The 22,018-nt window shown below is 72.4% G+C and carries 16 protein-coding genes and 1 pseudogene; 9 read left to right on the top strand and 8 right to left on the bottom strand.

Annotated elements, in window-relative coordinates; genetic code table 11:
* Positions 1-25 precede the first annotated feature (25 nt).
* A complete protein-coding gene (locus tag IE263_RS25375; protein WP_308430661.1) occupies positions 26-1,075 on the top strand; it encodes a PQQ-dependent sugar dehydrogenase in 1,050 nt (349 codons plus the stop codon).
* A gap of 38 nt (positions 1,076-1,113) precedes the next feature.
* Here IE263_RS25375 and IE263_RS25370 read toward each other — a convergent pair whose 3' ends face one another.
* From IE263_RS25370 to IE263_RS25355, 4 genes are all read right to left on the bottom strand, one after another.
* The gene (locus tag IE263_RS25370; RefSeq protein WP_189940069.1) at positions 1,114-3,534 is read right to left on the bottom strand and encodes a serine/threonine-protein kinase; all 2,421 of its coding nucleotides are present in this window, start codon (positions 3,532-3,534) and stop codon (positions 1,114-1,116) included.
* 328 nt (positions 3,535-3,862) lie between these two features.
* Entirely contained in the window at positions 3,863-5,575 is a 1,713-nt protein-coding gene (locus IE263_RS25365; RefSeq protein WP_189940068.1) for a VanW family protein, read from the bottom strand.
* 201 nt (positions 5,576-5,776) lie between these two features.
* Positions 5,777-6,466 (bottom strand): polysaccharide lyase family protein, encoded by a 690-nt coding sequence (locus IE263_RS25360; RefSeq protein WP_189940067.1) that lies wholly within the window; start codon positions 6,464-6,466, stop codon positions 5,777-5,779.
* Between the two features lie 117 nt (positions 6,467-6,583).
* Positions 6,584-7,867 carry an ROK family transcriptional regulator gene (locus tag IE263_RS25355; RefSeq protein WP_189940066.1) on the bottom strand — a complete coding sequence of 428 codons (1,284 nt, stop codon included), beginning with the start codon at positions 7,865-7,867 and terminating at the stop codon, positions 6,584-6,586.
* Positions 7,868-8,091: 224 nt separating this feature from the next.
* Between IE263_RS25355 and IE263_RS25350 the strand changes: the two genes are divergently transcribed.
* From IE263_RS25350 to IE263_RS25330, 5 genes are read left to right on the top strand one after another with little or no spacing between them, the layout of a single operon-like run.
* A complete protein-coding gene (locus IE263_RS25350) occupies positions 8,092-9,450 on the top strand; it encodes an ABC transporter substrate-binding protein (protein WP_189940065.1) in 1,359 nt (452 codons plus the stop codon).
* Complete coding sequence (locus IE263_RS25345) at positions 9,447-10,418, top strand: carbohydrate ABC transporter permease (protein WP_189940064.1); 972 nt, start codon at positions 9,447-9,449, stop codon at positions 10,416-10,418. Before IE263_RS25350 ends, IE263_RS25345 begins: the two co-directional genes overlap by 4 nt.
* Entirely contained in the window at positions 10,415-11,302 is an 888-nt protein-coding gene (locus tag IE263_RS25340) for a carbohydrate ABC transporter permease (protein WP_229911143.1), read from the top strand. The genes IE263_RS25345 and IE263_RS25340 overlap by 4 nt, the downstream gene beginning before the upstream one ends.
* 27 nt (positions 11,303-11,329) lie before the next feature.
* Positions 11,330-12,358 carry a Gfo/Idh/MocA family protein gene (locus IE263_RS25335; protein ID WP_189940063.1) on the top strand — a complete coding sequence of 343 codons (1,029 nt, stop codon included), beginning with the start codon at positions 11,330-11,332 and terminating at the stop codon, positions 12,356-12,358.
* The gene (locus IE263_RS25330; RefSeq protein ID WP_189940062.1) at positions 12,355-13,461 is read left to right on the top strand and encodes a Gfo/Idh/MocA family protein; all 1,107 of its coding nucleotides are present in this window, start codon (positions 12,355-12,357) and stop codon (positions 13,459-13,461) included. The genes IE263_RS25335 and IE263_RS25330 overlap by 4 nt, the downstream gene beginning before the upstream one ends.
* A gap of 316 nt (positions 13,462-13,777) precedes the next feature.
* Here IE263_RS25330 and IE263_RS25325 read toward each other — a convergent pair whose 3' ends face one another.
* Positions 13,778-14,503, bottom strand: coding sequence for a TetR/AcrR family transcriptional regulator (locus IE263_RS25325; protein ID WP_189940061.1), 726 nt, complete (start codon positions 14,501-14,503; stop codon positions 13,778-13,780).
* A 161-nt stretch (positions 14,504-14,664) separates the two neighbouring features.
* Between IE263_RS25325 and IE263_RS25320 the strand changes: the two genes are divergently transcribed.
* Both IE263_RS25320 and IE263_RS25315 read left to right on the top strand, forming a co-directional pair.
* Positions 14,665-16,206, top strand: a complete 1,542-nt coding sequence (locus IE263_RS25320; RefSeq protein ID WP_229911142.1) for an APC family permease — start codon at positions 14,665-14,667, stop codon at positions 16,204-16,206.
* A 50-nt stretch (positions 16,207-16,256) separates the two neighbouring features.
* Entirely contained in the window at positions 16,257-17,924 is a 1,668-nt protein-coding gene (locus IE263_RS25315; protein WP_189940060.1) for an amidohydrolase, read from the top strand.
* 18 nt (positions 17,925-17,942) lie between these two features.
* Here IE263_RS25315 and IE263_RS48755 read toward each other — a convergent pair.
* Positions 17,943-18,062 (bottom strand): annotated as a pseudogene (locus tag IE263_RS48755) (pirin family protein); the annotation flags it as partial.
* A gap of 15 nt (positions 18,063-18,077) precedes the next feature.
* On the opposite strand from IE263_RS48755, the gene IE263_RS25310 reads away from it, so the two are divergent.
* Complete coding sequence (locus tag IE263_RS25310; protein WP_189940059.1) at positions 18,078-18,527, top strand: carboxymuconolactone decarboxylase family protein; 450 nt, start codon at positions 18,078-18,080, stop codon at positions 18,525-18,527.
* A 112-nt stretch (positions 18,528-18,639) separates the two neighbouring features.
* Here the strand turns inward: IE263_RS25310 and IE263_RS25305 are convergent, their stop codons facing one another.
* Together IE263_RS25305 and IE263_RS25300 are read right to left on the bottom strand one after the other, a co-directional pair.
* Positions 18,640-19,134 (bottom strand): hypothetical protein, encoded by a 495-nt coding sequence (locus tag IE263_RS25305; protein WP_189940058.1) that lies wholly within the window; start codon positions 19,132-19,134, stop codon positions 18,640-18,642.
* Positions 19,131-21,551, bottom strand: coding sequence for a molybdopterin oxidoreductase family protein (locus IE263_RS25300; protein ID WP_189940057.1), 2,421 nt, complete (start codon positions 21,549-21,551; stop codon positions 19,131-19,133). The genes IE263_RS25305 and IE263_RS25300 overlap by 4 nt, the downstream gene beginning before the upstream one ends.
* Positions 21,552-22,018 lie beyond the last annotated feature (467 nt).

Here is a 22,018-nt window from a genome sequence, read left to right as displayed (position 1 = left end):
TGCCTTGCCGTCCTCACGCACCCACGTGACCCGTGCCGTGGCCGCCGTGACCATGGCGGCCGGGCTCCTGGTTCCCCAGGCCGCGACCGGCCACGCCGCGCCGGACCCGTCCGTCCCCGCCCCTCGGATCCCCGCAGCCGTCACGACCGTCTCGTCGGGATGGAACATCCCCTGGGGCCTGAGCTGGCTGCCCGACGGCTCCGCGCTGATCAGTGAGCGCGACTCCTTCCAGCTCTTCAGACTCACCCCGTCCGGCGTCAGGACGAAGGTCGGGACCGTGCCGCACACCGTGAACGGCACACCCGAGAGCGGCCTGCGCAGCATCGCCGTGTCACCCGACTGGAGCCACGACCACCACATCTACGTCTATCACGCGACCGCGGAGGGCAACCGGATCGCGCGGATGACCTACGACGGCTCCACGCTCAGCGGGTACGAGACGCTCGTCACCGGCATCAAGAAGGGCGGGAAGAACGGCGGCCGCATCAAGTTCGGCCCGGACGGCTACCTGTACGCCACCACCGGCGACGCATGGACGCCCGGCGACGCGCAGGACAAGAACTCCCTCAACGGCAAGATCCTGCGCATGACCACGGACGGCAAGCCGGCCCCGGGCAACCCCTTCGGCACCCTCGTCTACTCCTACGGCCACCGCAACCCGCAGGGCCTCACCTGGGACGAGCAGGGCCGCCTGTGGGAGACCGAGATCGGCGAGCACGCGTACGACGAGGTCAACCTCATCAAGCCGGGGAGGAACTACGGCTGGCCCACCTGCGAGGGGGCCTGCTCCGTCGCCGGCATGACCAACCCCAAGCACCAGTGGCGTCCCGCCGAGGCCGTCCCGAGCGGCCTCACCTACGCCGACGGCGCGCTGTACATCGCCGCGCTGCGCGGCCAGCGGCTGTGGCGCATTCCGGTCACCGGCACGACCCTCGGCACCCCCGTCGCCCACTACGTCAACACCTACGGCCGGATGCGCCTTGCCGAGAAGGTGCCGGGCGAGGACAAGCTGTGGATCACCACCGACAAGGCCGGCAAGGACGCGGACAGAGTGCTCCAGGTCGACCTCGGCTGACCAGGACCGCCGGCGGCCGACGTTCTCGCCCCCGGCGGTCAGGTGACAGGCAGTCCGTAGGCCCGGTCGAAGTGCTGGGCCACGAGGTGTCCGGCTCCGTCGCAGGAGAGCTGCCAGTCGTTGACGCCGGTTTCACGGCCGTCGGTGAAGTTCCACAACAGGCGGCCGGAGGCGGTGTCGATCGCATAGAAGCCGTTCCTGTTCTCGAAGGCCGGAACGTAGACGGCGTGCGCCCCCACCGCGATCGGGTTGTCGATGTTGAGGCGAGGGGTCTCGCAGAACCAGCGCCGGGACCCGTTCGCCGCGTTGAAGGCGTGGACGCCGTAGGGGTCGGTGCCGATGGCGTAGACCGTGTTGCCACCCGCCCCGAGGGAGGCGAACATGCCACGTTCGGCCTTCGCCTTCCAGCGGAGCCTTCCGGTGCTCAGTTCCAGGGCGACGAACTCGGAGCCGATGGCGAAGACGGTCTGGCCGAGCACGGCCAGACCGGGCCGGAGGTCGTAGCCCACCTGGTACCGCCAGCGCAGGCTGCCGCCGTCGCGGGTGTGGCGGACCGCGACGTTGCGCAGTCCGTCGGCGTAGACGAAGTACTCGTCGGTGATGACGGGCTGCAGCGGAACGCCGACGTCCACCGGGTTGATCGGTATGACGATGGCCTGCCGGGCCCGGAGGTCGACGGCGAAGACCGCGTTGGTGGAGGTCGCGACGCCCCGCTCCGCCGACTTGCGCTCCAGACTGGCCCCCAGGACCGAGACGGCGTAGCCGTCGTAGCTGCCGAGCAGTTGATCGAACTGGAAGTCCTGGCCGAAGTCGAGGGTGAACTGCTCGGCGCCGGTGGCCGGGTCGACGCCGATCAGTGTCGCGCCGGTGCCGAGCGCGATCGCGGCACCGTAGGTCAACAGGACGGGAGTGGGAGAGACGCTGATGCCCTGGTAGACCCACTTGGGCTGGGAGCCGTTCTCCAGGTCGAGGCAGACCATGTTGCCGGGGCGGGTCTTCATCAGGGCCGTGCCGTCACGGAAGACGGCCGGGGCCTGCAGCAGCGGGCCACCGCGGTAGGTCCAGGTCGGCTCGGGGGCGGGGCCGAGCGGGCGCACCGCCTCTGCGCCCGACCCTCTTCGGGCGGCGACGAGGGCTGCGCCCCCGACGAGCGCCGTACCCGCGGTCGCGCTCGCGGCGAGGACCGCGCGCCGGGAGAGGCCGGGGCGGGCGGGGGTGCGGCGATGCGCGGGCGCAGGTGCGGGCGCGGGTGCGGGTACGGGTGCGGGTGCGGGTACGGGTGCGGGTGCGGCGGAACGTTCCGCCGCCGGTTCCTCCAGGGGGACGAAGGATTCCTGTTCCGGCGGCTCGGCGGCCGGCCCCACGCCACCGGTGCCCCCGGCCCCACAGTCGCCGATGCCACCGGCTCCCCGGGCACTGCCCCGGCCGACCGCACCGCTTCCGCCCTCGGCGGCCGCCGTGTCGTACGCCGACCGCCCCACCGTCGCGTACGCCGGCCCGCGCCGACCGGACGCGGGCGGCTCCGGGGCCGACACGTCGGCCGGGGCCGCCTCGGGCGTGCGGGCGAGTTGATCGAGGTCCGTCGCGGCCGCCCGGCGGTCGGCGACCATGGCGGCCACCGGCTCGGGCAGCCAGCCCTCCTTCAGCACCTGTTCGGCGCCGCCGGGAGCGCAGGCCGCGGAGAGCCGGTCGGGGGTGATACGAAGGGCCGGGTCCTTGGCGTGACAGAGGCTGATGATCTTGTCCAGCGGCTCGGGCACCAAGGTCAGGTCGGGCGAACCATGGGCCACCTGGTAGAGCAGCGCGGCCCCCACGGCTCCACCGAACGGCGAGTGTCCGGACGCGGCGAACGCGAGCACCGAGCCGAGGCAGAAGACGTCTCCCTCCGGCCCCATCGGATCACCGGTGGCCTGTTCGGGACACATGTAGTCGAGGGAGCCGAACAGGGCTCCGGAGCCGGTGAGTTCGTAGCCGTCCCGGGCGCGGACGATCCCGAAGTCGATGACGCGCGGACCGTCCGCGGCCAGCAGCACGTTGGACGGTTTGAGGTCGCGGTGCACCAGTCCCTCGGCATGCACCGCGATCAGCGCCTCGGCGATACCCGCGCCCAGCGCGAGGACCGTCTCCATGGGCAGCGGCCCGTGTTCGGCGACCGCCTCGGCCAGGGTGGGGCCGGGGACGTAGGCGGTGGCGAGCCATGGCGTCTCGTCGTCCGGTGCGGCGTCCACCACGGGTGTCGTGTAGACGCCGCCGACCGCCGCCGCGGCCGCCACCTCACGCCGGAAGCGGATCCGGAAGTTCTTGTCCTCCGTCATCTCCGGACGGATGACCTTGACCGCGACGGTGCGGCCCGCCGACGACGTCGCCAGGTAGACCCGGCCCATACCGCCTGCTCCGAGACGGGCCACGAGACGGTAGGGCCCTAGCTGCTCGGGATCTTCTGGGCGCAGTGGTTGCATGCCCTCAGCCGCCTGTTCTCGGTGGTCACGGGCGGGAGTCCCGCCCACGCTGCGGGGGAAGGCCCTGTGGGGGGTCTGGCGACAGACTAGAGGCTGGAGTGACGGACGAGAGTGCTTACTGACATTCGATTCCACTTACCCGAAGGTGAGTGTTCCTCCCGTCTTCCGCCGCGGACGAGGAATTTGACGCTACGTCAGAGATCGGGTGACACGTGCTCGCGCTGCAGGAACTGTGCGCGATGAGCAACAAGTGCAAGGGGAAACCACTCGCGCGGCCGAAGACCTCCGATGTGCCGAAGGTCACGCCGCGTTGGCGGCCGCTTTCGGATCACGGGGAGGCTTCGCAGATGATCTCGTCACGTGGGGTGTAGTGGGTGGTGCGGAACGGCTCCCGCTTCACTTCCCTGCCGTCGTCGTAGAAGACCCGCTCGACGGTGACGTCGAAGCCCTCGAGCGGGGTCTGCGGCACGCACTTCTTGTCGGCGCTCACCTTCCGCTTTGGCTGTTCCACGTTGGTGCGGGGCCCCTTGACCGACTTGATCTCGTCGTACTTCTTCGTGCCGAGGAAGGTGATGGTCACCGAGGTGTCGGTGGACTCGGCCTGGATGTAAAGGGCGTTGCCGGAGTCGTTGGTGAACCTGAGGTCGAGGCTGCCCCAGGCGACCGTCGCCTCACGGCCCTCCGGGTAACGCTCGATGTAGAAGGAGTGGGCGCCGTACTCCACGGGCTTGACCCCGGCGAAGAACATCGCGTTGAACACGGTCGTGGCCACCGCGGAGACACCGCCGCCGGGCGCCTTGGCGAACTGATCGTCGAAGATCATGACGCCCTCGACGAAGCCGTTGGCCTCGGTGCGCTCGCCCACGGTCCGGTTGAAGCTCCAGGTCTCGTCGGGCATGACGACGGAGCCGTTGATGAGCTGCGCGGCCCGCCCGATGTTCTTCGTGCGGTACGCGGCCGGTTCGAAGTGGACGGTGAAGGAGGACATCTTCTCCGTCAGCCCGAGCCGCGCGGCGTTGTCGCGGGTCACCTCCGGCTGGATCCGTTGCGCGACCACTTCCCCGGTGCGGGCGGCGCCCGACTTGGTGAGCAGCGGCAGCACGGCCTTGCTCAGCGCCTTGTCGGTGATCCGTACGCCGGTCCGGGCCTCGTCGGCCACCACGACCCGGTCGCCGTCCAGCCGCAGCCGGGCGTTCTCGGGCGTGGCGGTGATGCCGAGCAGGGAACGGGCCACCGCGGGGGACCGGCGCAGGCCCTTGCCGTCCAGCTCCGGTGTCAGCCTGCCGGAGCCGTCCGGCCGCATCGTCAGGTGCTCGCCCAGAACGGCCTGGCTGATGGTGAAGTGCTTGCCGCCCGTGGTGAGCGTCACGGGCGCCGACATCGCCGGCTGCGCGAAGTCGCGCACCGCTCGTCGCACCTCCGCCGCCGTGACCTGCGGCTCCGTCCTGCGGGCGGGCAGGGCCGTGACCGTGTCCGCCTCGCCGCGCAGGAACGAGGTCCGCAGGGTGCCGACTGCCGCATCCACGTCGAGTGCGTAACCGGCGTGCGGGGCGACCTGCTCGACCCGGCCGTCGGCGAAGTTGACGGCGCCGTCACGGACCTTCTGGTCGAGCGTCTTCGCCAGCTTCCCGAGAGCGGTGCGGGCCTTGTTCTCGTCGAGGCGTACGACCGGCTCGATGTCCTCCCCTGAGCGGAAGAACCCGCCGATCACGCTGAACGGATCGGAGCCCGTGCGCCGCGCCCGGTCGACGGTCTGCTCGGCGTCGAAGGTGAGGCCGGCCTGCCGCGGGTCGACGGTCCCGCTGCGGTCTCCGACCTTCACGGCCAGTTCCTGCGAGCCGACGGCCGCCAGGTGCTCGTCCAGCTTGCGGACGGCCTCCGTACGGCTGAGGCCCCCGAGATCCATCCCGCGCACCGTGGTGCCCGCCTCGATCTCACCGCCCGTGATCAGCAGTCCGGCCAGATACAGCGCGCCGACGCCGACGGTCAGTGCACCGCCCGCCAGGGCGAGGGGCGGCACGGAGGCTATTCGGGGGCGCATGGGTCTCCTGGAAGGGCGATCGGTGGGCGGTGCACCCGCTGAGACAGCGCCGTCCGGGGTGGCAAGCACCCCAAGCTACCCATAACGGGTGATGAGTGCGTATGTCCCAGAACACGTATGTTCCGGATCACACCGGATGTTCCTGCTGCTCGTCGGCCGTCGGACGCCCCGTGGGCGGGTCGGAGGCCGCTCACCCTCCGGTCACCGCCTCCAGTAGACGATGTTGCGGAAGCGAGCCTCGGCACGGCCGGAACCGTGGTGGTAGACGCCGTTCTTGAAGTAGCGGGTGGCGGGGCCCCGGTCGTCGACCGTCAGGACGAGGGAGTCGTCGAAGTAGACCTTGATGGTCCCGGTCCCGCTGCTCGCCCGGTGGGCGATCTTCACGTTGAACCAGGTGTCGTACGCGCCGGTCCTGAGCACCGTGCCGTCGTAGCGCCGCACGGTGCCACCGTCGGCGTCATGGACGTTGAGCATGATGTCGGTGGCCGGGGTGCCCGAGGGGCGGACGCTCCGCAGGATCTGGACGAAGGACGCGCCGTCGGTGCCGGACGGAAGGTAAACGTCGGCGTCCCACATGTGGTCGCCCGTCCTGTAGTCGACCTTCCAGCGCATCTCGGTGCGCGGGTCGGTGGAGCTGCCCTCCTCGAACGGCTCGTCCGTGGCGTACACCCACATGCGGTGGACACCGCCGCTGTGGCTGTGCCGGTCGCCGAGGTCGAGGTTCCAGGGCTTCTGCCAGCTGTACGTGAACGAGGTCTGTGTCCAGCCCTCGGTCGGGTCGGCGGCCGGCACCGCCGTCGCGGCGCCGGCGCGCGCGGCCGGCGGCAGGGTGAGCGCGGCACCGCCGGCCAGCAGGCCGGTCCCCGCCCTCAAGACGGATCTCCTGTTCATCACGCGTCGTCCTTTCCGGACCGGAGGCGGCCGGCTCGCCGCACTGGGCCGCCCTGCCACCGCCACACCTCCTGCACCTGCGTTCCGCCCCAGTACAGCGACCTTACTGACGCTGCGTCAAACTCCTTGTGCAGCAAGGCTGGTGGGCCGAGTACGCAGCACCACCTCCACCGACGACAGGGCGAAGTGCACCGCTCCGGTCAGGACCGCGTCGTCGGCGAGCGTGGAGAGCTTCCAGTGCGGGGGGTCGACCAGCAGGCCGTCCGCGTGTTCCCGGGCCGCGGCGAGCAGCAGTTCGGCGGCGGGGGCGGTCGCGCCCGAGGGGAACCGGCCGGTGCCGAGCACGACCAGGGCCGGGTTCAGGGCGAGCAGCACCGGCGCGACACCCTCCGCGAGCCGCCGTCCGTACGCTGCGATCTCGGCCACCGCCGCCTGGTCGCCCCCCGCGGCGCCCGAGATCGCGGCGGCGGGCAACGGCTCGAGCCCCGGTCGCCGCCCCGCTGCAGCGGCCCCGCCCCCACGCGTGCCCTCGCTTCCGCTCCCGTTCTCCTCCGGGAATCGGATGAAGCCGATCTCGCCGGCCGCCCCGTGGTGCCCGCGCAGCAGCCTGCCCCCGGCGATGACGCCGGCGCCGAGGCGTTCGCCGAGCAGTACGAAGATCATGTCGCTGCTGGTGCCACCCGCCCCGGCCCCTCGCCACTGCTCCCCCAGACAGGCCAGGTTCGCGTCGTTCTCCACCGCGACGGGGCAGCCCAGGGCCTCCCGTACGATCCCGACGACGTCCGTGCGAGCCCAGGACCGCAGGTTGTCGGCCTGACGCACCCGTGTGTTGTGGCGGTCGACGAGGCCGGGGGTGCCGACGGTCGCCGCCCAGACCCGGGCCGCGTCCACGCCCGCGTCCGCCATCGCGCCCAGCGCGCTCGCCGTGACGGCCTCGGCGCGCGCCGCGCCGCTCACGTCGGCGCGTACGGTGGTGCGCCGGACGGCGACCGGGGTGCCGTCGAGGTCGGCCAGGCACGCCGTGACCGAGCGGGGCCGGACGTCCACACCGACGACGTATCCCGCGTGCGGGCGGAAGCGGAAGCGGCGCGCGGGGCGGCCGGGGGAGCGTTGACCGCGGGTGGGTACCGCGGGGACGACCTCGATGAGTCCGCTGTCGACCAGTTCCTCGGCGATCGTCTCGACCGTGGGACGGGACAGGCTGGTCGCGGTGACGATCTCGGACAGCCGCGGGTGCGGGTCGGCCGTGCGGACGACCGCGAGAACGGCCGCCGCGTTGGTGACCCGCAGGTCCGCCACGCCCACCACGGCCGGCGCGCCGGGCGTGCCGGGTTGCCCGGCGCCACTGAGCGGCCAGACGGCCGGCTCCTCCGGCTCGGTCACCATGTCCGGGACTGCCAAGGCATCCTCCTCACCGCGCGGCCGAGGCAGGGCGCCCCGCCCGACACCCCACCGCTCAGATCCACGGCTGTCCGGCTCTTGACGGCCTCCAACCCGCTGCCGATTATATAACGCAACTGCGTTATTAAACAGCGTGGATCTCTCGCCCTGTGCCCCGCCCATGCCCACGCCACCGGCCCGGCCCCACCCGGCGACCCCTGTCTCCACCGTCCCTGGAGAACGCCATGCGCCCCACCTCTCCCGCCCCCGGCCACCTGTCCAGACGCACCCTCCTCACCTCCGCCGCCGCGCTCGCCGCGGCCTCCCCGCTGCTGGGCGCGTGCGGCAGCGCCCTGACTCCGGGGGCCAAGTCGTCGGCCACCCCCAGCAGTTCGGGTCCCGTGTCCACTGCGGTACCGACCGGGAAGATCACCCTCGTCGTGGCCGACGCGGACGACACGACCATGACGCCAGGGCTGCTCGCGGCCTTCCACGCGAAGTACCCCAACGTCTCGTTCAAGCGGCAGTACACCGGCTGGGACGACTACCTCAAGAGCGTCAACACGACGATGTCCGCCGACTCCGCCCCGGACATCGCCCAGTTCGTCTCCGGCATGCAGAACCTGGTCAAGGGCGGCCTCCTGCTGGACATGAGCCGTTACGGCACCGCGTACGGCTGGGCGGACACCTTCCCCGGACTCGACCAGATCACCTTCTCGGCGGACGGCAGGACGACCGGCACCGGGGCGCTCTACGGGGTGCCGGGCGGGCTGTCGTACGAGGGCGTCTACTACAACAAGAGCAGGGTGCGGAAGCTCGGGATCACCGTCCCGCCCGCCACGGTGACCGCGTTGGAGGAGCTGTTCGCCAAGGCCAAGGCGGCCGGTGAGACCGCGCTCGTCGCGGGCAACCTCGACGGCGGCCTCAACCACCCCTTCAACGTGCTCCTTTCGGCCTACCTGAAGCCGGCGGACCGGCAGGCGTGGGCGTTCGGGCACAAGGGCGCGAAGATCACCGGCCCGGAGGCCGTCACGGCGGCGACCACCCTCAAGCGCTGGATCGACAACGGGTACGTGACACCCAAGGTCAACGGCGTCAGTGACAACGACGCCACGGCGGCCTTCGCCAAGGGCGAGGGGGTCTTCCGCATCAGCGGCAACTGGGCGGCGGCCGCGGTCGCCAAGGGCCAGGGCTCCAACGCGGGCCTGTTCCCGATGCCCCCGGCCACGGCGGGCAGCACGCTGCGCACCACCGGCGCCGGCGTCTACTACTGCGTGTCCAGCAGGACCGAGAACGCCGCGGCGGCCGCCGCCTTCCTCGACTTCTGCGCCACCGGACAGGCCGCCGCCGTCACCGCCAAGGCGGGCTTCATGGCCCCGGACGCCTCCGCGATGCCCGCCCAGAGCGGTCTGCTCGGTGATGTCGCCACCGGCTGGCAGGCCATTGCCAAGGACTCCGGGCTGCAGCCGTTCATCCAGAACGCCTCCACACCGACCATGCCCGACACGCTGACCACCCAGCTCCAGCTGCTGGCGGGCGGGAAGGTCTCCGTGGAGAAGTTCCTCGCCGCCCTGCAGGCCGACTTCGACCAGTACCACTCATGACCGCCACGACCCACCCGACCCCCGACCGGACCGTCGGCCCCGTGCGGGCCCGCGCGATCGGCGCCCGCCCGCCCCGGGCGCCCGGCCGCGCACGGACCCTGCGGCGGCGCCGCCGTGCCGTGGCGCTGCTGTACCTCCTGCCCGCCCTGCTGCCGTACACGCTGTTCGCCGTCGCGCCCGCGCTGCACACCGCGTACCTGTCGCTGTTCGACTGGGACGGCGTGACCCTGCCGTCCTTCGTCGGGGGCGCCAACTACCGCCGTGTGCTCACCGATCCGCAGCTGCGCGCGGCGGCCTGGCACGCGGGGGCGCTGATCGTGTTCTTCTCCGTGCTGCCGATCTGCCTGGGGCTGGTGGCGGCCGCGATCGTCGCCCGCCGTCCGGGCCGGCGCGGCACCTCCGCCGTACGCACCCTGCTGTTCCTGCCGCAGGTCGTCCCGCTGGTCGCGGTCGCGGTGATCTGGCGCTGGGTGTACGCGGACGACGGCACCCTCAACCAGGCGCTGCGCGCGCTGGGTCTGGGGTCGCTCGCGGACTCGTGGCTCGGCAGTTTCACCTGGGCGCTGCCCGCGGTCGGGCTGATCGGCACCTGGGTGGTCGCGGGGCTGTGCATGGTGCTGTTCCTGTCCGGGACGCAGCGCATCGACCGGGAGATCTACGAAGCCGCGCGGATGGACGGGGCGGGCCCGGTGCGGGAGTTCTGGTCGGTCACCGTGCCGCTGCTGCGGCCGGAGATCGCGGTCGCCCTGTCCATCACGGTCATCGCCGCGCTGTCCAGCTTCGACCTCATCTACATCACCACCGGCGGTGGCCCGGGCAACAGCACGGTCGTACCGGGCGTCCTCATCTACCGGCTGGCGTTCGGCGGCGGTCAGGTGGGCTTGGCGAGCGCGCTGGCAGTCGTCCTGACCCTGGTGATCTCGGCGGCCGTGCTGGTGATCAACCGCCTTGCCAGGGAGGCCCCGTGACGAACCGCACCGTCTCCGGAACCAGCGTCTTCGAAACCGGCGTCTCCGGCCCGCGCGCCTCCGTGTCCAAGGGCGGCGGGCTCGCCGCGCCCGCGGTGCTCGTGATGTTCTGCGCCGCCGTCCTCGTGCCGTTCCTGTCGCTGCTGCTGGCCTCGGTGCAGCCCGCCGGTACACCGCTGACGGGCCTGGCGCTGCCGAAGGACGGCATCCATCTGGAGAACTTCGTCCACGCCTGGTCCGCGGCCGGCTTCGGGTCGCTGCTGCGCTCCAGCGCGGTGATCGCGCTGGCCGTCGTCCCGGCCGCCGTGGTCTGCGCGACGCTCGCCGGCTACGCGCTGGCCACGATGGACGTCCCCGGCGGCGGCGCGTTCTACGGCTATCTGCTGCTCGGGCTGGCCATCCCGACCGAGGTCACCGTCATCCCGCTCTACTACGACCTGCGGGCGCTCGGGCTGACCGACACCGTGCAGGGGCTGGCGCTGGCGGAGATCGCGGCCTTCATGCCGTTCGGCGTGTTCTGGATGCGGGCGCACTTCCTGACCATGCCGCGCGCCCTGATCGAGGCGGCCCGCCTGGACGGGGCGTCGTCGTGGTCGGTGCTCTGGCGGGTGCTGATGCCCAACTCCCGCCCGGCCGTCACCACGCTCGGAGTGCTGTACTTCGTGTGGAGCTGGAACCAGTTCCTGCTGCCGCTGATCCTCGTCCAGGACCCCTCGCGGCGCACCGCCCCGGCCGGGCTGGGCTTCTTCACCGGCCAGTACGACGTCGACGTGCCGCTGCTCGCGGCGGCGACGCTCATCGTGATCGCCCCGGTCGTCGCCGTCTACCTCTTCTTCCAGCGGCACTTCATCAACGGCGTCCTCAGTGGCGCGCTCAAGGGCTGACCGGCATCGTCTCAGGAGGCTCCCCCGATGGCAGAACTCGACGTGGCGTTGATCGGCGCGGGCGGCATCGCCCGCATCCATCTGTCCGCCTGGACCGCGCTCGGCGCCCGGGTCCGCGTGTACGCGCCGGACGGGCGGGCGCCCGGCCTGGCGCGGGAGTTCGGCGCCACCGCGGCCGGTTCGCCGGAGGAGGCGCTCAGGGGGGCGACCGTGGTCGATGTGTGCACGCCGACCGACACCCACCGCGAGATCTGTCTGGCCGCCGTCGCCGCCGGAGCGCATGTGCTGTGCGAGAAGCCCCTCGCGCTGACGACCGCCGACGCCGCGCACGTCGCTCAGGCCGCCGCGGCCGCGGGCGTACGGCTCTACCCGGGCCACGTGGTCCGCTTCTTCCCGGCGTACGCCCGGCTGCGCGACCTCGTCGCGGGCGGCGCGCTGGGCCGGGTGGCCGTGGCGCGGTTCACCCGCACCGGGTGCTATCCGACCTGGAGCCCCTGGTTCGCCGACCCGGCGCGGTCCGGGGGGATCCTGGTGGACCAGATGATCCACGACTTCGACATCGCACGCTGGCTGTTCGGCGAAGTCGTCCGTGTGCACGCACACACGGCGGGACACGTGACGGCCCCCGCGCCGATGGGGGCCGTCGCGGCCGGCACAGCCGTTCTCACCCACGCGGGCGGGTCCGTCACTCAGGTCGTGGGCGTGTGGGCGCCCGAGGACACCCCGTTCCGTACGACCTTCCACATCGCCGGGACCGGCGGGACGGTCAGCCACGACTCGCTGGCCGCGCCCGGACTGCGGATCGTCGGCGGTGCAGGCGGCGGGCGGGCCGACGGCATCCCCGCGGGCGACTTCGGTCAGTCGCCGTACGCCACTCAGATCAGGGAGTTCGCCGCCGCGTTCAGCGGCCGGGGGCCCGAGCCCCGGGTCGGCGCGGCCGACGGTGTGGAGGCCGTCCGTATCGCCGAGGCGGCGGCCGAGTCGGCCCGGACCGGCCGTGCCGTCACGATCCACCGGTCCGGAGAGAACGAGGCAATCGAGGAGAACGCAGCGTGAGGATCGCCGTCCTGTCCTTCGCCCACGTCCACGCGGCCGCGTACATCCGCCTGCTGCGGGACCACGCCGACGTGGAACTCGTCACCGCCGATCCGGACGCACCGCCCGGCGACCCCGACCGCGGCCCGACCCTGGCCGAGCGACTCGGGGCGCCGTACGCCGCGACCCTCGACGAGGTGTTCGCGACCCCGCTCGACGCGGCCGTGATCACCAGCGAGAACTCCCGGCACCGAGAGCTCGTGGAGCGGGCCGCGACAGCGGGCGCGCATGTGCTGTGCGAGAAGCCGCTCGCCACGACGGAAGCCGACGCACAGGCCATCGTGGCGGTGTGCGCCCGTGCCGGGGTGAGCCTCATGACGGCCTACCCGGTGCGGTTCGCCCCGGCGTTCGCCGCGCTGCGCGCCGCCTTGGAGGACGGCCGCCTCGGGCGGCTGGTGGCCGTGCACGGCACCAACAACGGCTGGAACCCCGCCCGTTCGCGGCCTTGGTTCGGCGACCGGGAGCTGGCGGGCGGCGGCGCGGTGATGGACCACACCGTGCACCTCGCCGACCTCATGGACGTCCTGCTCGGCGGCGAGCCGGCGGAAGAGGTGTACGCGCAGGCCAACACGGTCCTCGACGCCGATCTCGGCCTCGACGTGGAGACGGCGGGCCTGGTCACCGTCCGCTACCCGAGCGGCGTCACGGCCGCCGTCGACTGCAGCTGGAGCCAGCCCGCGCACCACCCGACGTGGGGCGGCCTGACCCTCACCTGCGTCGGCGAGCGCGGCATCGTGGAGTTCGACGCCTTCCCCCGGCTGCTCGGCGGTTTCGACGAGACGGCCGGCCGCGACCGCTGGGAGCCGGGCGGCGACGACCTGGACGCGGCGATGCTGGACGAGTTCCTGGACGCCTGCCGCACGGGGCGCCGCCCCCGCCCGGACGGCGAGGCGGGACTGCGCACCCTGCGCATCGTGCTGGCGGCGTACGAGTCGCTGCGGCGCGGGCAGCCCGCGCCGTTGAGCGCAGACCCGCTGCCGGACCGAACCGGCGGTGGGGCCTCCGCCGAAGAATCCGGGCGGCGCGCGTTCCCCGTCCCGCCCCGAGGCGCGGTGCCGGACTGAACCAGCGGTGGGGGCCTCCGCCCAAAACTCCGGGCGGCGCGCGTTCCCCGTCCCGCCCCGAGGCGCGGTGCCGGACTGAACCGGCTGAACCAGCTGTGGCGCCTGCGCCGGAGGAGCCGGGCCACGCCCGCCTTCCCGGTCCTGCCCGTGGAGCGCCGCCACAGCCTCGTACCGGACGGGTGAGGGCTGTGCGCCGGCTCGGGTGACCAAGCCCGGCGCCCGGGCGGCCGGCCCTGCGTCGGGGCCTCGGCGATCAGACCGGTCCCTGGCCGGCCCTGCGCCGGTGCCGTCGAGGCCTCGGCACCCAGACCGGTCCTCAGTTGCTGGAGTGCGGGTCCGGCTCCGGAGCCCGCCGCGCCGGGGCGCGGCCCGCCAGCGCCTCCAGCAGGAGTTCGACCGCCTCCTCGAAGGAGCTGTTCCCCATGGTGTGCAGCTCCTGGCGTACGCCGGTCAGCGCGGGGTACGACGCGGGGTCCAGCCGCTGGTAGACGTCCTGCCACGCCTGGTGGTCGGCGTCGCGCTGCTGTCGGGGGAGTGCCTGGAACGCGGCGTCCATGGCCGCATGGCTGAGCACGGTGTCGATGAACGTCAGATACAGGCGCGTCGCGTCGGCCGGCGCGAAGCCCGCGGACAGCAGCAGGGCGATCCCGGTCTCCACGGCACGGATCTCGTTCTCGCGCCGGGTCACCCGGTACGAGGCGAAGGCGGCCGCGCGCGGGTGGGCGAGGTATCCGGCGCGCACCCGGAGGGCCATCTCACGCAGCCCGGCCACCCAGTCGTCCCCGGGGACGAAGCCCGCCATGGCGTCGCCGATGATCCGGTCGGCGATGGCGAGCACCAGGTCGTCGGTGCCGTGGAAGTAGCGGTAGAGGGCGCTCGGATCGCAGCCGAGGGCCGTGCCGAGCCGGCGGACGCTCAGCGCCTCCGGGCCGTGCTCGCCGATCAGCCGCAGCGCGGTCTCCACGATCAGGTCCTCCGACAGCAGGACCCCTGCCCGGGTGGGGCGTCGGCGTCTGCGCTCCTGAGGGACACGGGTCGGCATACCGGGACTCCTCTCGCCACGGCCCCTCCGAGGGACCGCGTACCGGCAGTGAAGGGGCCCGTCCGCCTTATGTCAACAGGATTGACGCAAGGAGAAGCCCGGGTGTTCCATCACAGTCCCGCGCGGCTCTTCCCTCGTCCCCTTCCCGCGAGGAGCCTTCCATGCCATCTCCCGCTCCCCAGCCGTCCACGCCCCCCGTGGCCTCACCACCGTCCCCTTCGGGCGGACCGGGCACCGGGCTGCGCCGCTCCCTCGGTGTCGTCGACGGTGTCGCCATCGCCGCCTCCAGCACCGCCGCCACCACCAGCATCGCCATCGGCATGGGCACCATCGCCACCATCGTGGGCCTGCAGGCGCCGGCGCTCCTGCTCCTCGCCTTCCTGCCCGTGCTGGGCATCGCCACCGCGTACTCCCGCCTCAACCGCTCGGAACCCAACTGCGGCAACGGCTACACCTGGGTCGGCAAGACCCTCGGCCCCTGGCCCGGCTTCCTGACCGGCTGGGTCACCATAGTCGGCTCGGTCATCTTCTGCGCCTACACCAGCGCGGTCATGGGGTCGGTCGTCCTGGTCTTCGCCAACAAGGCCGGCCTCCACAGCCTGGCGGGCATCGCCCTCGATCCGGCGTCCACCGGCGTCAGCACGGCCGTCGGGCTGGTGCTCCTGCTCGGCCTCACTGCCCTCGCCGTCACCGGAACCCGCGCCACCACCCGCTTCCAGTTCGCGCTGCTGATCTTCGAGTACGCCGTGCTGCTGGGGTTCTGCGGCTGGGCCCTGATCACCGGCGACCAGTCCTTCTCCTTCTCCTGGTTCAACCCCTTCGCGATCTCCGACGGCACCGCCTTCGCCCAGGGCATGGTCCTCGCGGTGTTCTTCTTCTGGGGCTGGGACGCGGCCTTCAGCGTCACCGAGGAGACGAGGAAGCCGGGCGACGCGGCCCGCGGCGGCCTGATCGCCCTGGTCGCGATGCTCGGCCTGTTCCTCTTCGCCTCGGTCGCCTTCCAGCGGGAGATGAGCCTCACCGAACTCATCAGGAACGGCCCGCAGGCCCTGCCGTACCTCGGGCAGAAGCTGGCCGCCGAACCCTGGGCCACCCTGCCCGTGGTCGCCCTGATGTTCTCGGCCGCGGCCTCCGTGCAGTCCACGCTGATCCCCACGGCGCGCGGGCTGCTCGCGATGGGCCGCGACCGCACCATGGGGCCGCTGTGGACCCGGGTGCACCCGCGGTACGGCACCCCCGCCGCCGGAACCGTCGTCGTGCTGAGCATCGCCACCGTGATCGCCCTGCTCGCCGTCGCCCTCCCGCGGCTGAGCGACATGCTGCTGGCCGCCGTGAACGCCATCGGGCTGCTCGTCGCCTTCTACTACGGCCTCACCGCGCTCGCGTGCGCCGTCCGCTTCCGCTCCGCCCGTCACGAGGGGCTGCGCACGGCGGTGCTCGCGGTGGGCGTGCCCGCCGCGAGCAGCCTGGTGCTGCTCGGCCTCGGCGGCTACCTCGGATACTCGTACCTGACCATGAGCGACCACTTCGAACTCAGCCCCGACAACGGGTGGTTCATGTTCTCCCTGCCCGCCCTCATCGTCCTCGCCGGGCTCGGGATGGCCGCGGTCGCCAAGTACGTCCGCCGGTCGCCGTACTTCACCACCGGGCGCGGCACCGACGCCGAGGCGATCACCCTCCCCATGGACAGCGCGGCCGTCTGAGCCCGGCGCCGTCTCCCCGTCAGGTTCCTCCTCCCTGGAGTTCACTCCCCATGTCGCAGTCACAGGTCACGGGTCCGGCCGATCTCGTCTTCACGGGCGGCCCCGTCCACACCGTTGACCCCGCCCGCAGCCGCGCCACCGCCGTGGCCGTGCACGGCGGGCGGATCACGGCCGTCGGCCACGACGAGGTGCACGCACTGATCGGGCCGGGCACCGAGGTCGTCGACCTCGCCGGGAAGCTGCTGCTGCCCGGCTTCCAGGACGCCCACGTCCATCCGCAGGGAGCGGGCCTGGAACTCGGTCTGTGCCACCTCGCCGACACCGTCGACCCTGCCGAGTACCTGCGGCGGATCCGGGTGTACGCCGACGAGAACCCGGATGCCGAATGGATCACCGGCGGCGGCTGGTCCCTGGAGGCGTTCCCCGGCGGCGCCCCCACCGCCGCCGCCCTCGACGCGATCGTCCCCGACCGGCCCGTCTTCCTGCCCAACCGCGACCACCACGGCGCCTGGGTCAACACCCGGGCGCTCCAGCGGGCCGGCATCGACGCCCGCACCCCCGACCCCGCCGACGGCCGCATCGAACGCGACGCCGAGGGCAACCCGACCGGCATGCTCCAGGAAGGCGCCGTCCACCTCGTGGGCCGACTGGTGCCCGATCCCACCCCCGAGGAGCAACTGGCCGCCCTGCTGCGCGCCCAGGCCGTGCTCCACTCCCACGGTGTCACGGCCTGGCAGGACGCCATCGTCGGCGCCTACGCCAACATGACCGACCCGGCACCCGCCTACCGCGCCGCCCTGGACCGGGGGCTGCTCACCGCCCGCGTCGTCGGCGCGCTGTGGTGGGACCGTGAACGCGGCGCCGAGCAGGTCCCGGAACTCGTCGCACGGCGCGATGAGCTGAGCGGGGGCCGGTTCCGCGCCGGCACGGTCAAGGTCATGCAGGACGGCATAGCCGAGAACCACACCGCCGCCATGCTCGACCCGTATCTCACCGGCTGCGGCTGCGCCTCGGACACCAGCGGCATCAGCTTCGTCGAACCCGGCGAGCTGAAGAAGTACGTCACCGAACTCGACGCGCTCGGCTTCCAGGTCCACTTCCACGCCCTCGGCGACCGCGCGGTGCGCGAGGCGCTCGACGCCGTCGAGGCGGCCCGTACCGCCAACGGGCACCGCGACACGCGCCACCACCTCGCGCACCTCCAGGTCGTCCACCCCGACGACGTACGACGCTTCCGGGCCCTCGGCGCCACCGCCAACCTGCAGATGCTGTGGGCCGCCCACGAGCCGCAGATGGACGAACTCACCCTGCCCTTCCTGGGCCCCGAACGCGGCGCCCGGCAGTACCCGTTCGGCGATTTGCTGCGCGCCGGAGCGACGCTCGCCGCGGGGAGCGACTGGCCGGTCAGCAGCCCCGACCCGCTCCAGGCCGTCCATGTCGCCGTCAACCGCGTCTCCCCCGACGCGCCCGAGGGCACCCCCGAGTTCCTGCCCGGACAGCGCCTCGACCTGGGCGCCGCCCTCGCCGCGTACACAGCGGGCAGCGCCTACGTGAACCACCTCGACGCCCTCACCGGCAGCATCGTCGTCGGCAAGGCGGCCGACCTGGTCGTCCTCGACCGCGACCCGTTCACGGTTCCCCCCGAGGAGATCGCGACCACCCGGGTCCTGGAGACCTTCGTGGAAGGGGAACGCGTCCACGCGGCTCCTGACGCCTGACGGCATGGCAGCTGCAGGGGAACGGGTACGCTGCGGCAGCGTCCGCCGTACGGTCATGGCCCGTGGCCCGCCCAGCGGTACGTCCCGCGGGGTGAGAACCTCGACCCTGCTCACCGCCGGCCACCCCTCACCCAGAATGTTTTATATTCAACTATGACTCGACGGATCTTCATCGACAAGCAGAGCCCCAAGGCCTACCACGCGCTGGTCCAGACGTCCGAGGCCGTGCGCGCGACCGCCGCCGACGCGGGCCTGGAACGCTCCGTCGTGGAACTGGTCAACCTGCGCGTCTCGCAGCTCAACGGCTGTGCGTACTGCCTGGACGTGCACACCAAAGCGGCCCTGCGCGCCGGCGAGTCGACGCGTCGGCTGGGCGTGCTCGCGGCCTGGCGGGACACCGGCCTCTTCACTCCCCTGGAGCGGGCGGCCCTGGCGCTGGCGGAGGCGACCACCGTCCCGTCCGACGCCGCCGCGCAGGAGGCCGCCTACGCCGAGGCCCTGGAGGTCCTCACCGAGGACCAGATCTCGGCGGTGATCTGGGTGGCGGTCACCATCAACGCCTTCAACCGGGTGTCGATCCTGAGCAAGCATCCCGTGCACTAGGACGTCCCGTCAGCTGCACTAGGACGTCCCGTCAGCCCGGACGGGCCAACTCCAGGCCCGGTTGCTCGCCGAGCACCTGGTGGACACGCCTCTGGTGCGCTCCTGAGAACGCCTAGAGGGCGGTGAGGAGTTGCGGCGCCTGCTCCTTGATCAGCGTGTTCGTCCAGCGCATCTGCCGCAGTGTCCGCGGATGGCACCGGCTGACCAGCTCCAGGAGTTCCTCGTCGCGCAGGGCCTGTGCGGCCTGGGCGAGCATCTCCCAGTGCAGTGAGTTCCGGACGGCCGCCAGATGGAGGTCGCGCAGGTCGTGCAGGAGGAGCAGGCCCGTCGCGGGGCGCCGGCCGAGCGCTTCGGCGGTCTTCTCGCGCAGGGCGGCGAGGGCGCCGGGGGCCGGATCGTCCGGCGGCCCGGGCAGGTCGAGGCCGTGGCGGCGTCCCGTCTCGGCCAGCCGGGCGGTGTGCTCACGGGACCAGCGGGCGAGGTCCGTGGCGACGTGGTGGACCTCGTGGTCGGTGCGGTGGCGCTCCGCCACGGCCAACAGGTCACGTTCCAGGGAGCGTTCGCCGTCGTGCAGGGCGCGCAGGGTCGCGCTGACTCCGGTCGTCATGTCCGGCTCCCCTCCGGTGTTCCGGTGGCCTCCGCTCCGGTCGTCCCGGACCCGGTCGCCCCGGTACCGGGGGATCGGCGGGCGACGAGGGTGACGCGGGCGGCGGCCGTTTTGAACAGGGGCTGCCTGGAGACCGGGTCCCAGTCGGTGACCGTCGTCTCGTTGGCGGCCCGGCCGGCGCCGCCGTCCGGCGGGCGATGACCCTCGGGGGTGTCCCAGTAGCCGTAGTGGAACGGCAGGAACACCGTGCCGTCGCGCATCACGGTGGTCCGCAGCCGGGCGCGCACCGCGCCGCGCGGCGTGGTGATCTGCACGAGGTCGCCGTCGGACAGGCCCTGCCGGGAGGCCTCGGAGGGGGACAGCTCGGCCCATACGTCCGGGGCGGCGGCGTTGAGCTCGGGGACGCGGCCGGTCTTCGTCCGGGTGTGGAAGTGGTGCACGGTCCGGCCGGTGATCAACTGCAGCGGATACTCCGCGGAGGCCTCCTCGTGCGGGGGCAGGTACTCGGCGGCTTTGATGACGGCCTTGCCGTCCGGGTTGAGGGAGCGGTACTCGACGGGCTCCACCGCCGCCCCGGTGACGAGGTCCTTGCCGTAGCTCTCGCACGTGTCGGGGGCGGCGAAGGTGATGCCGTCGGTGTAGAGGCGCGCGGTGCCGTCGGGGGCTCCGGCGGTGCAGGGCCACTGGACGCCTCCCGCCTCGCGCAGGCGGTCGTAGCTCAGGCCCGTGTAGTCGCAGGGGCGTCCCGCGCTGCACCGCTGCCAGGCCGCGAACGCCGACTCCGGGTCGTGCCAGGTGATCAGCGGGCCGCCGTCCTTGTCGCGGAAGTCCATGCGGGCGGCGTAGGCGAGGAAGATGTCGAGGTCGGCGCGGGCCTCGCCGGGCGGGTCGACGGCCTTCTCCGAGAGGTGGACGGTGCGGTCGGCGTTGGTGACGGTGCCGGTCTTCTCGCCCCAGGTCGCGGCGGGCAGGACGACGTCCGCCCACTGCGCGGTCTCGGTGGGGAAGAGGTCCTGGACGACGACGAACAGGCGTTCCTGGGCGAGGATCGCGCGGATGCGGGACAGCTCCGGCAGGGAGACGGCCGGGTTGCTGCCGGTGATCCAGAGCATGCGGAGGGAGCCCTGTTCGGCGTTGCGGAAGATCTGCATCGCATGGGTGGGCGGCGCGTAGTGCGGGATGCGTTCGGGGGCGACGTTCCAGATCCGGGCGAGGTCGGCGACGTGCGTGTCGTTCTGCCAGTTGCGGAAGCCCGGAAGGTCGCCGTCGGCGCCGCACTCGCGGGTGTTCTCCGCGCTGGGCTGCCCGTTCATCTGGAGCAGCCCGCAGCCGGGGCGGCCCAGCATGCCGCGGACCAGGTGGAGGTTGTTGACCTGGACGGCGGCCGCGGTCGCCTGGTGGGACTGGTAGACGCCCTGCAGAACCGTCGACATCAGCCGCTTGGCGCTGCCGAGCATCTCCGCCGCGTGTTCGATGTCGGCGGCCGGGACGTCGCAGATCTCGGCGGCCCACTTCGGGGTGCACTGCTCGACGGCGGCGGCCAGTTCCTCGAAGCCGACAGTGTGCCGCCCGATGTACGCCCGGTCGATCCGGTCGGTGCGGATGACTTCGTGCAGCAGGGCGTTGAGCAGCGCGACGTTCGTGCCGGGGCGGGGGTCGAGGTGCAGGTGGGCTTGGCGGGCCACGTGGGTGCGGCGCGGGTCCACGCAGAGCAGGGTGGGCGGTGCGGGGCCGGCGAGCCGGTCCAGGACGCGCGCCCACAGCACCGTCTGCGTCTCGGCCATGTTGTGTCCGAACAGGGCGATGGTGTCGGCGTGGTCGACGTCCTCGTAGGAGCCGGGCTGCCCGTCGCAGGCGAACGTCTGTTTAAGGGCCTCGGCGGCGGTGGCCGTGCACAGGCGGGTGTTGCCGTCGAGGTGGTTGGTACCGATGCCTGCGCGGGCGAGGACGGCGAGCGTGTAGTACTCCTCCAGGAACAGCTGTCCGGTGGTGTAGAAGCCGACGGCTCCCGGCCCCTGCTCCTCCAGCAGTTCGCGGGAACGGGTCACGATCCGGTCCAGCGCGGTGTCCCAGTCGGTCTCCACCAGTCGCCCGCCCTCGCGCACCAGCGGCCTGGTGAGCCGGTCCGGAGAGTGGTTGGCCTGCCAGCCGTAGAGGTCCTTGGGCCCCAGCCGGCCCCGGTTCACCCGGTCCCCGGCCCGGCCCCGTACGCCGACGATCCGCCCGTCCCGTACGGCGATGTCCATGGCGTCGCCGTTGGAGTGCAGCAGGGACGCCGAGGGCACCCAGCGGTCCACGTCGTCCTCGGTGAGGCCGGACGCCAGGTGGGTGTCGGTGCGGGTGGGCCAGGGGGCGCCGGGCCCGTAGGGCGTGCGGGCTCCCCAGGGGTCCTGGATGCGGTCGGTTCCCTTCACCACCACGTCACCTCCGCCGGTCGGACCACAGCCCTCGGCGAGTACCCCGATCCGGCCGTCCCGTGCGTCACACACGAAACCGGGCGACTGACCGGTACGCCTCCCGGCGAGCATCCCCGGCACCCCCTCCACCCTGTCCGCGCTGTCCGCGCTGTCCACGCCGACTGACCCGCTTGTCCCGGAGGCCGACCGTGCCGCACCCGCGCTCACTCGCGACGACAGATCCCCCAGGAACGAGTCGTCCGGCCCCGCCCGCGGGAACCCGCCGGCGTGGGCGCTGCCGACTGGGAGCCCGGGCCGCCATCGGCCGTACACACCAGCTCATTTCACACCGTACGACCACGATTCCGGTCAACCATCCCTCTGGCCACAGCGCTTGACTCAACCGGATTCGACCCCTTTCTCACTCGTTCTCGTGGTGTTCACACCCCCCTCCGCCGGCCGTCCCCGCAGGTCATGAGAAAGTTGCG

This window comes from Streptomyces aurantiogriseus (genome assembly GCF_014649375.1).
GTDB classification, from domain to species: Bacteria; Actinomycetota; Actinomycetes; order Streptomycetales; family Streptomycetaceae; genus Streptomyces; species Streptomyces aurantiogriseus.
This window is presented reverse-complemented; position numbering and strand designations above follow the sequence as displayed.

Coding starts and splice junctions, on each gene's coding strand:
- IE263_RS25305 (WP_189940058.1), bottom strand. CDS start 19,134: ATGACGACCGGAGTCAGCGCGACCCTGCGCGCCCTGCACGACGGCGAA.
- IE263_RS25345 (WP_189940064.1), top strand. CDS start 9,447: ATGACCGCCACGACCCACCCGACCCCCGACCGGACCGTCGGCCCCGTG.
- IE263_RS25335 (WP_189940063.1), top strand. CDS start 11,330: ATGGCAGAACTCGACGTGGCGTTGATCGGCGCGGGCGGCATCGCCCGC.
- IE263_RS25360 (WP_189940067.1), bottom strand. CDS start 6,466: ATGAACAGGAGATCCGTCTTGAGGGCGGGGACCGGCCTGCTGGCCGGC.
- IE263_RS25310 (WP_189940059.1), top strand. CDS start 18,078: ATGACTCGACGGATCTTCATCGACAAGCAGAGCCCCAAGGCCTACCAC.
- IE263_RS25350 (WP_189940065.1), top strand. CDS start 8,092: ATGCGCCCCACCTCTCCCGCCCCCGGCCACCTGTCCAGACGCACCCTC.
- IE263_RS25365 (WP_189940068.1), bottom strand. CDS start 5,575: ATGCGCCCCCGAATAGCCTCCGTGCCGCCCCTCGCCCTGGCGGGCGGT.
- IE263_RS25320 (WP_229911142.1), top strand. CDS start 14,665: ATGCCATCTCCCGCTCCCCAGCCGTCCACGCCCCCCGTGGCCTCACCA.
- IE263_RS25370 (WP_189940069.1), bottom strand. CDS start 3,534: ATGCAACCACTGCGCCCAGAAGATCCCGAGCAGCTAGGGCCCTACCGT.
- IE263_RS25325 (WP_189940061.1), bottom strand. CDS start 14,503: ATGCCGACCCGTGTCCCTCAGGAGCGCAGACGCCGACGCCCCACCCGG.
- IE263_RS25315 (WP_189940060.1), top strand. CDS start 16,257: ATGTCGCAGTCACAGGTCACGGGTCCGGCCGATCTCGTCTTCACGGGC.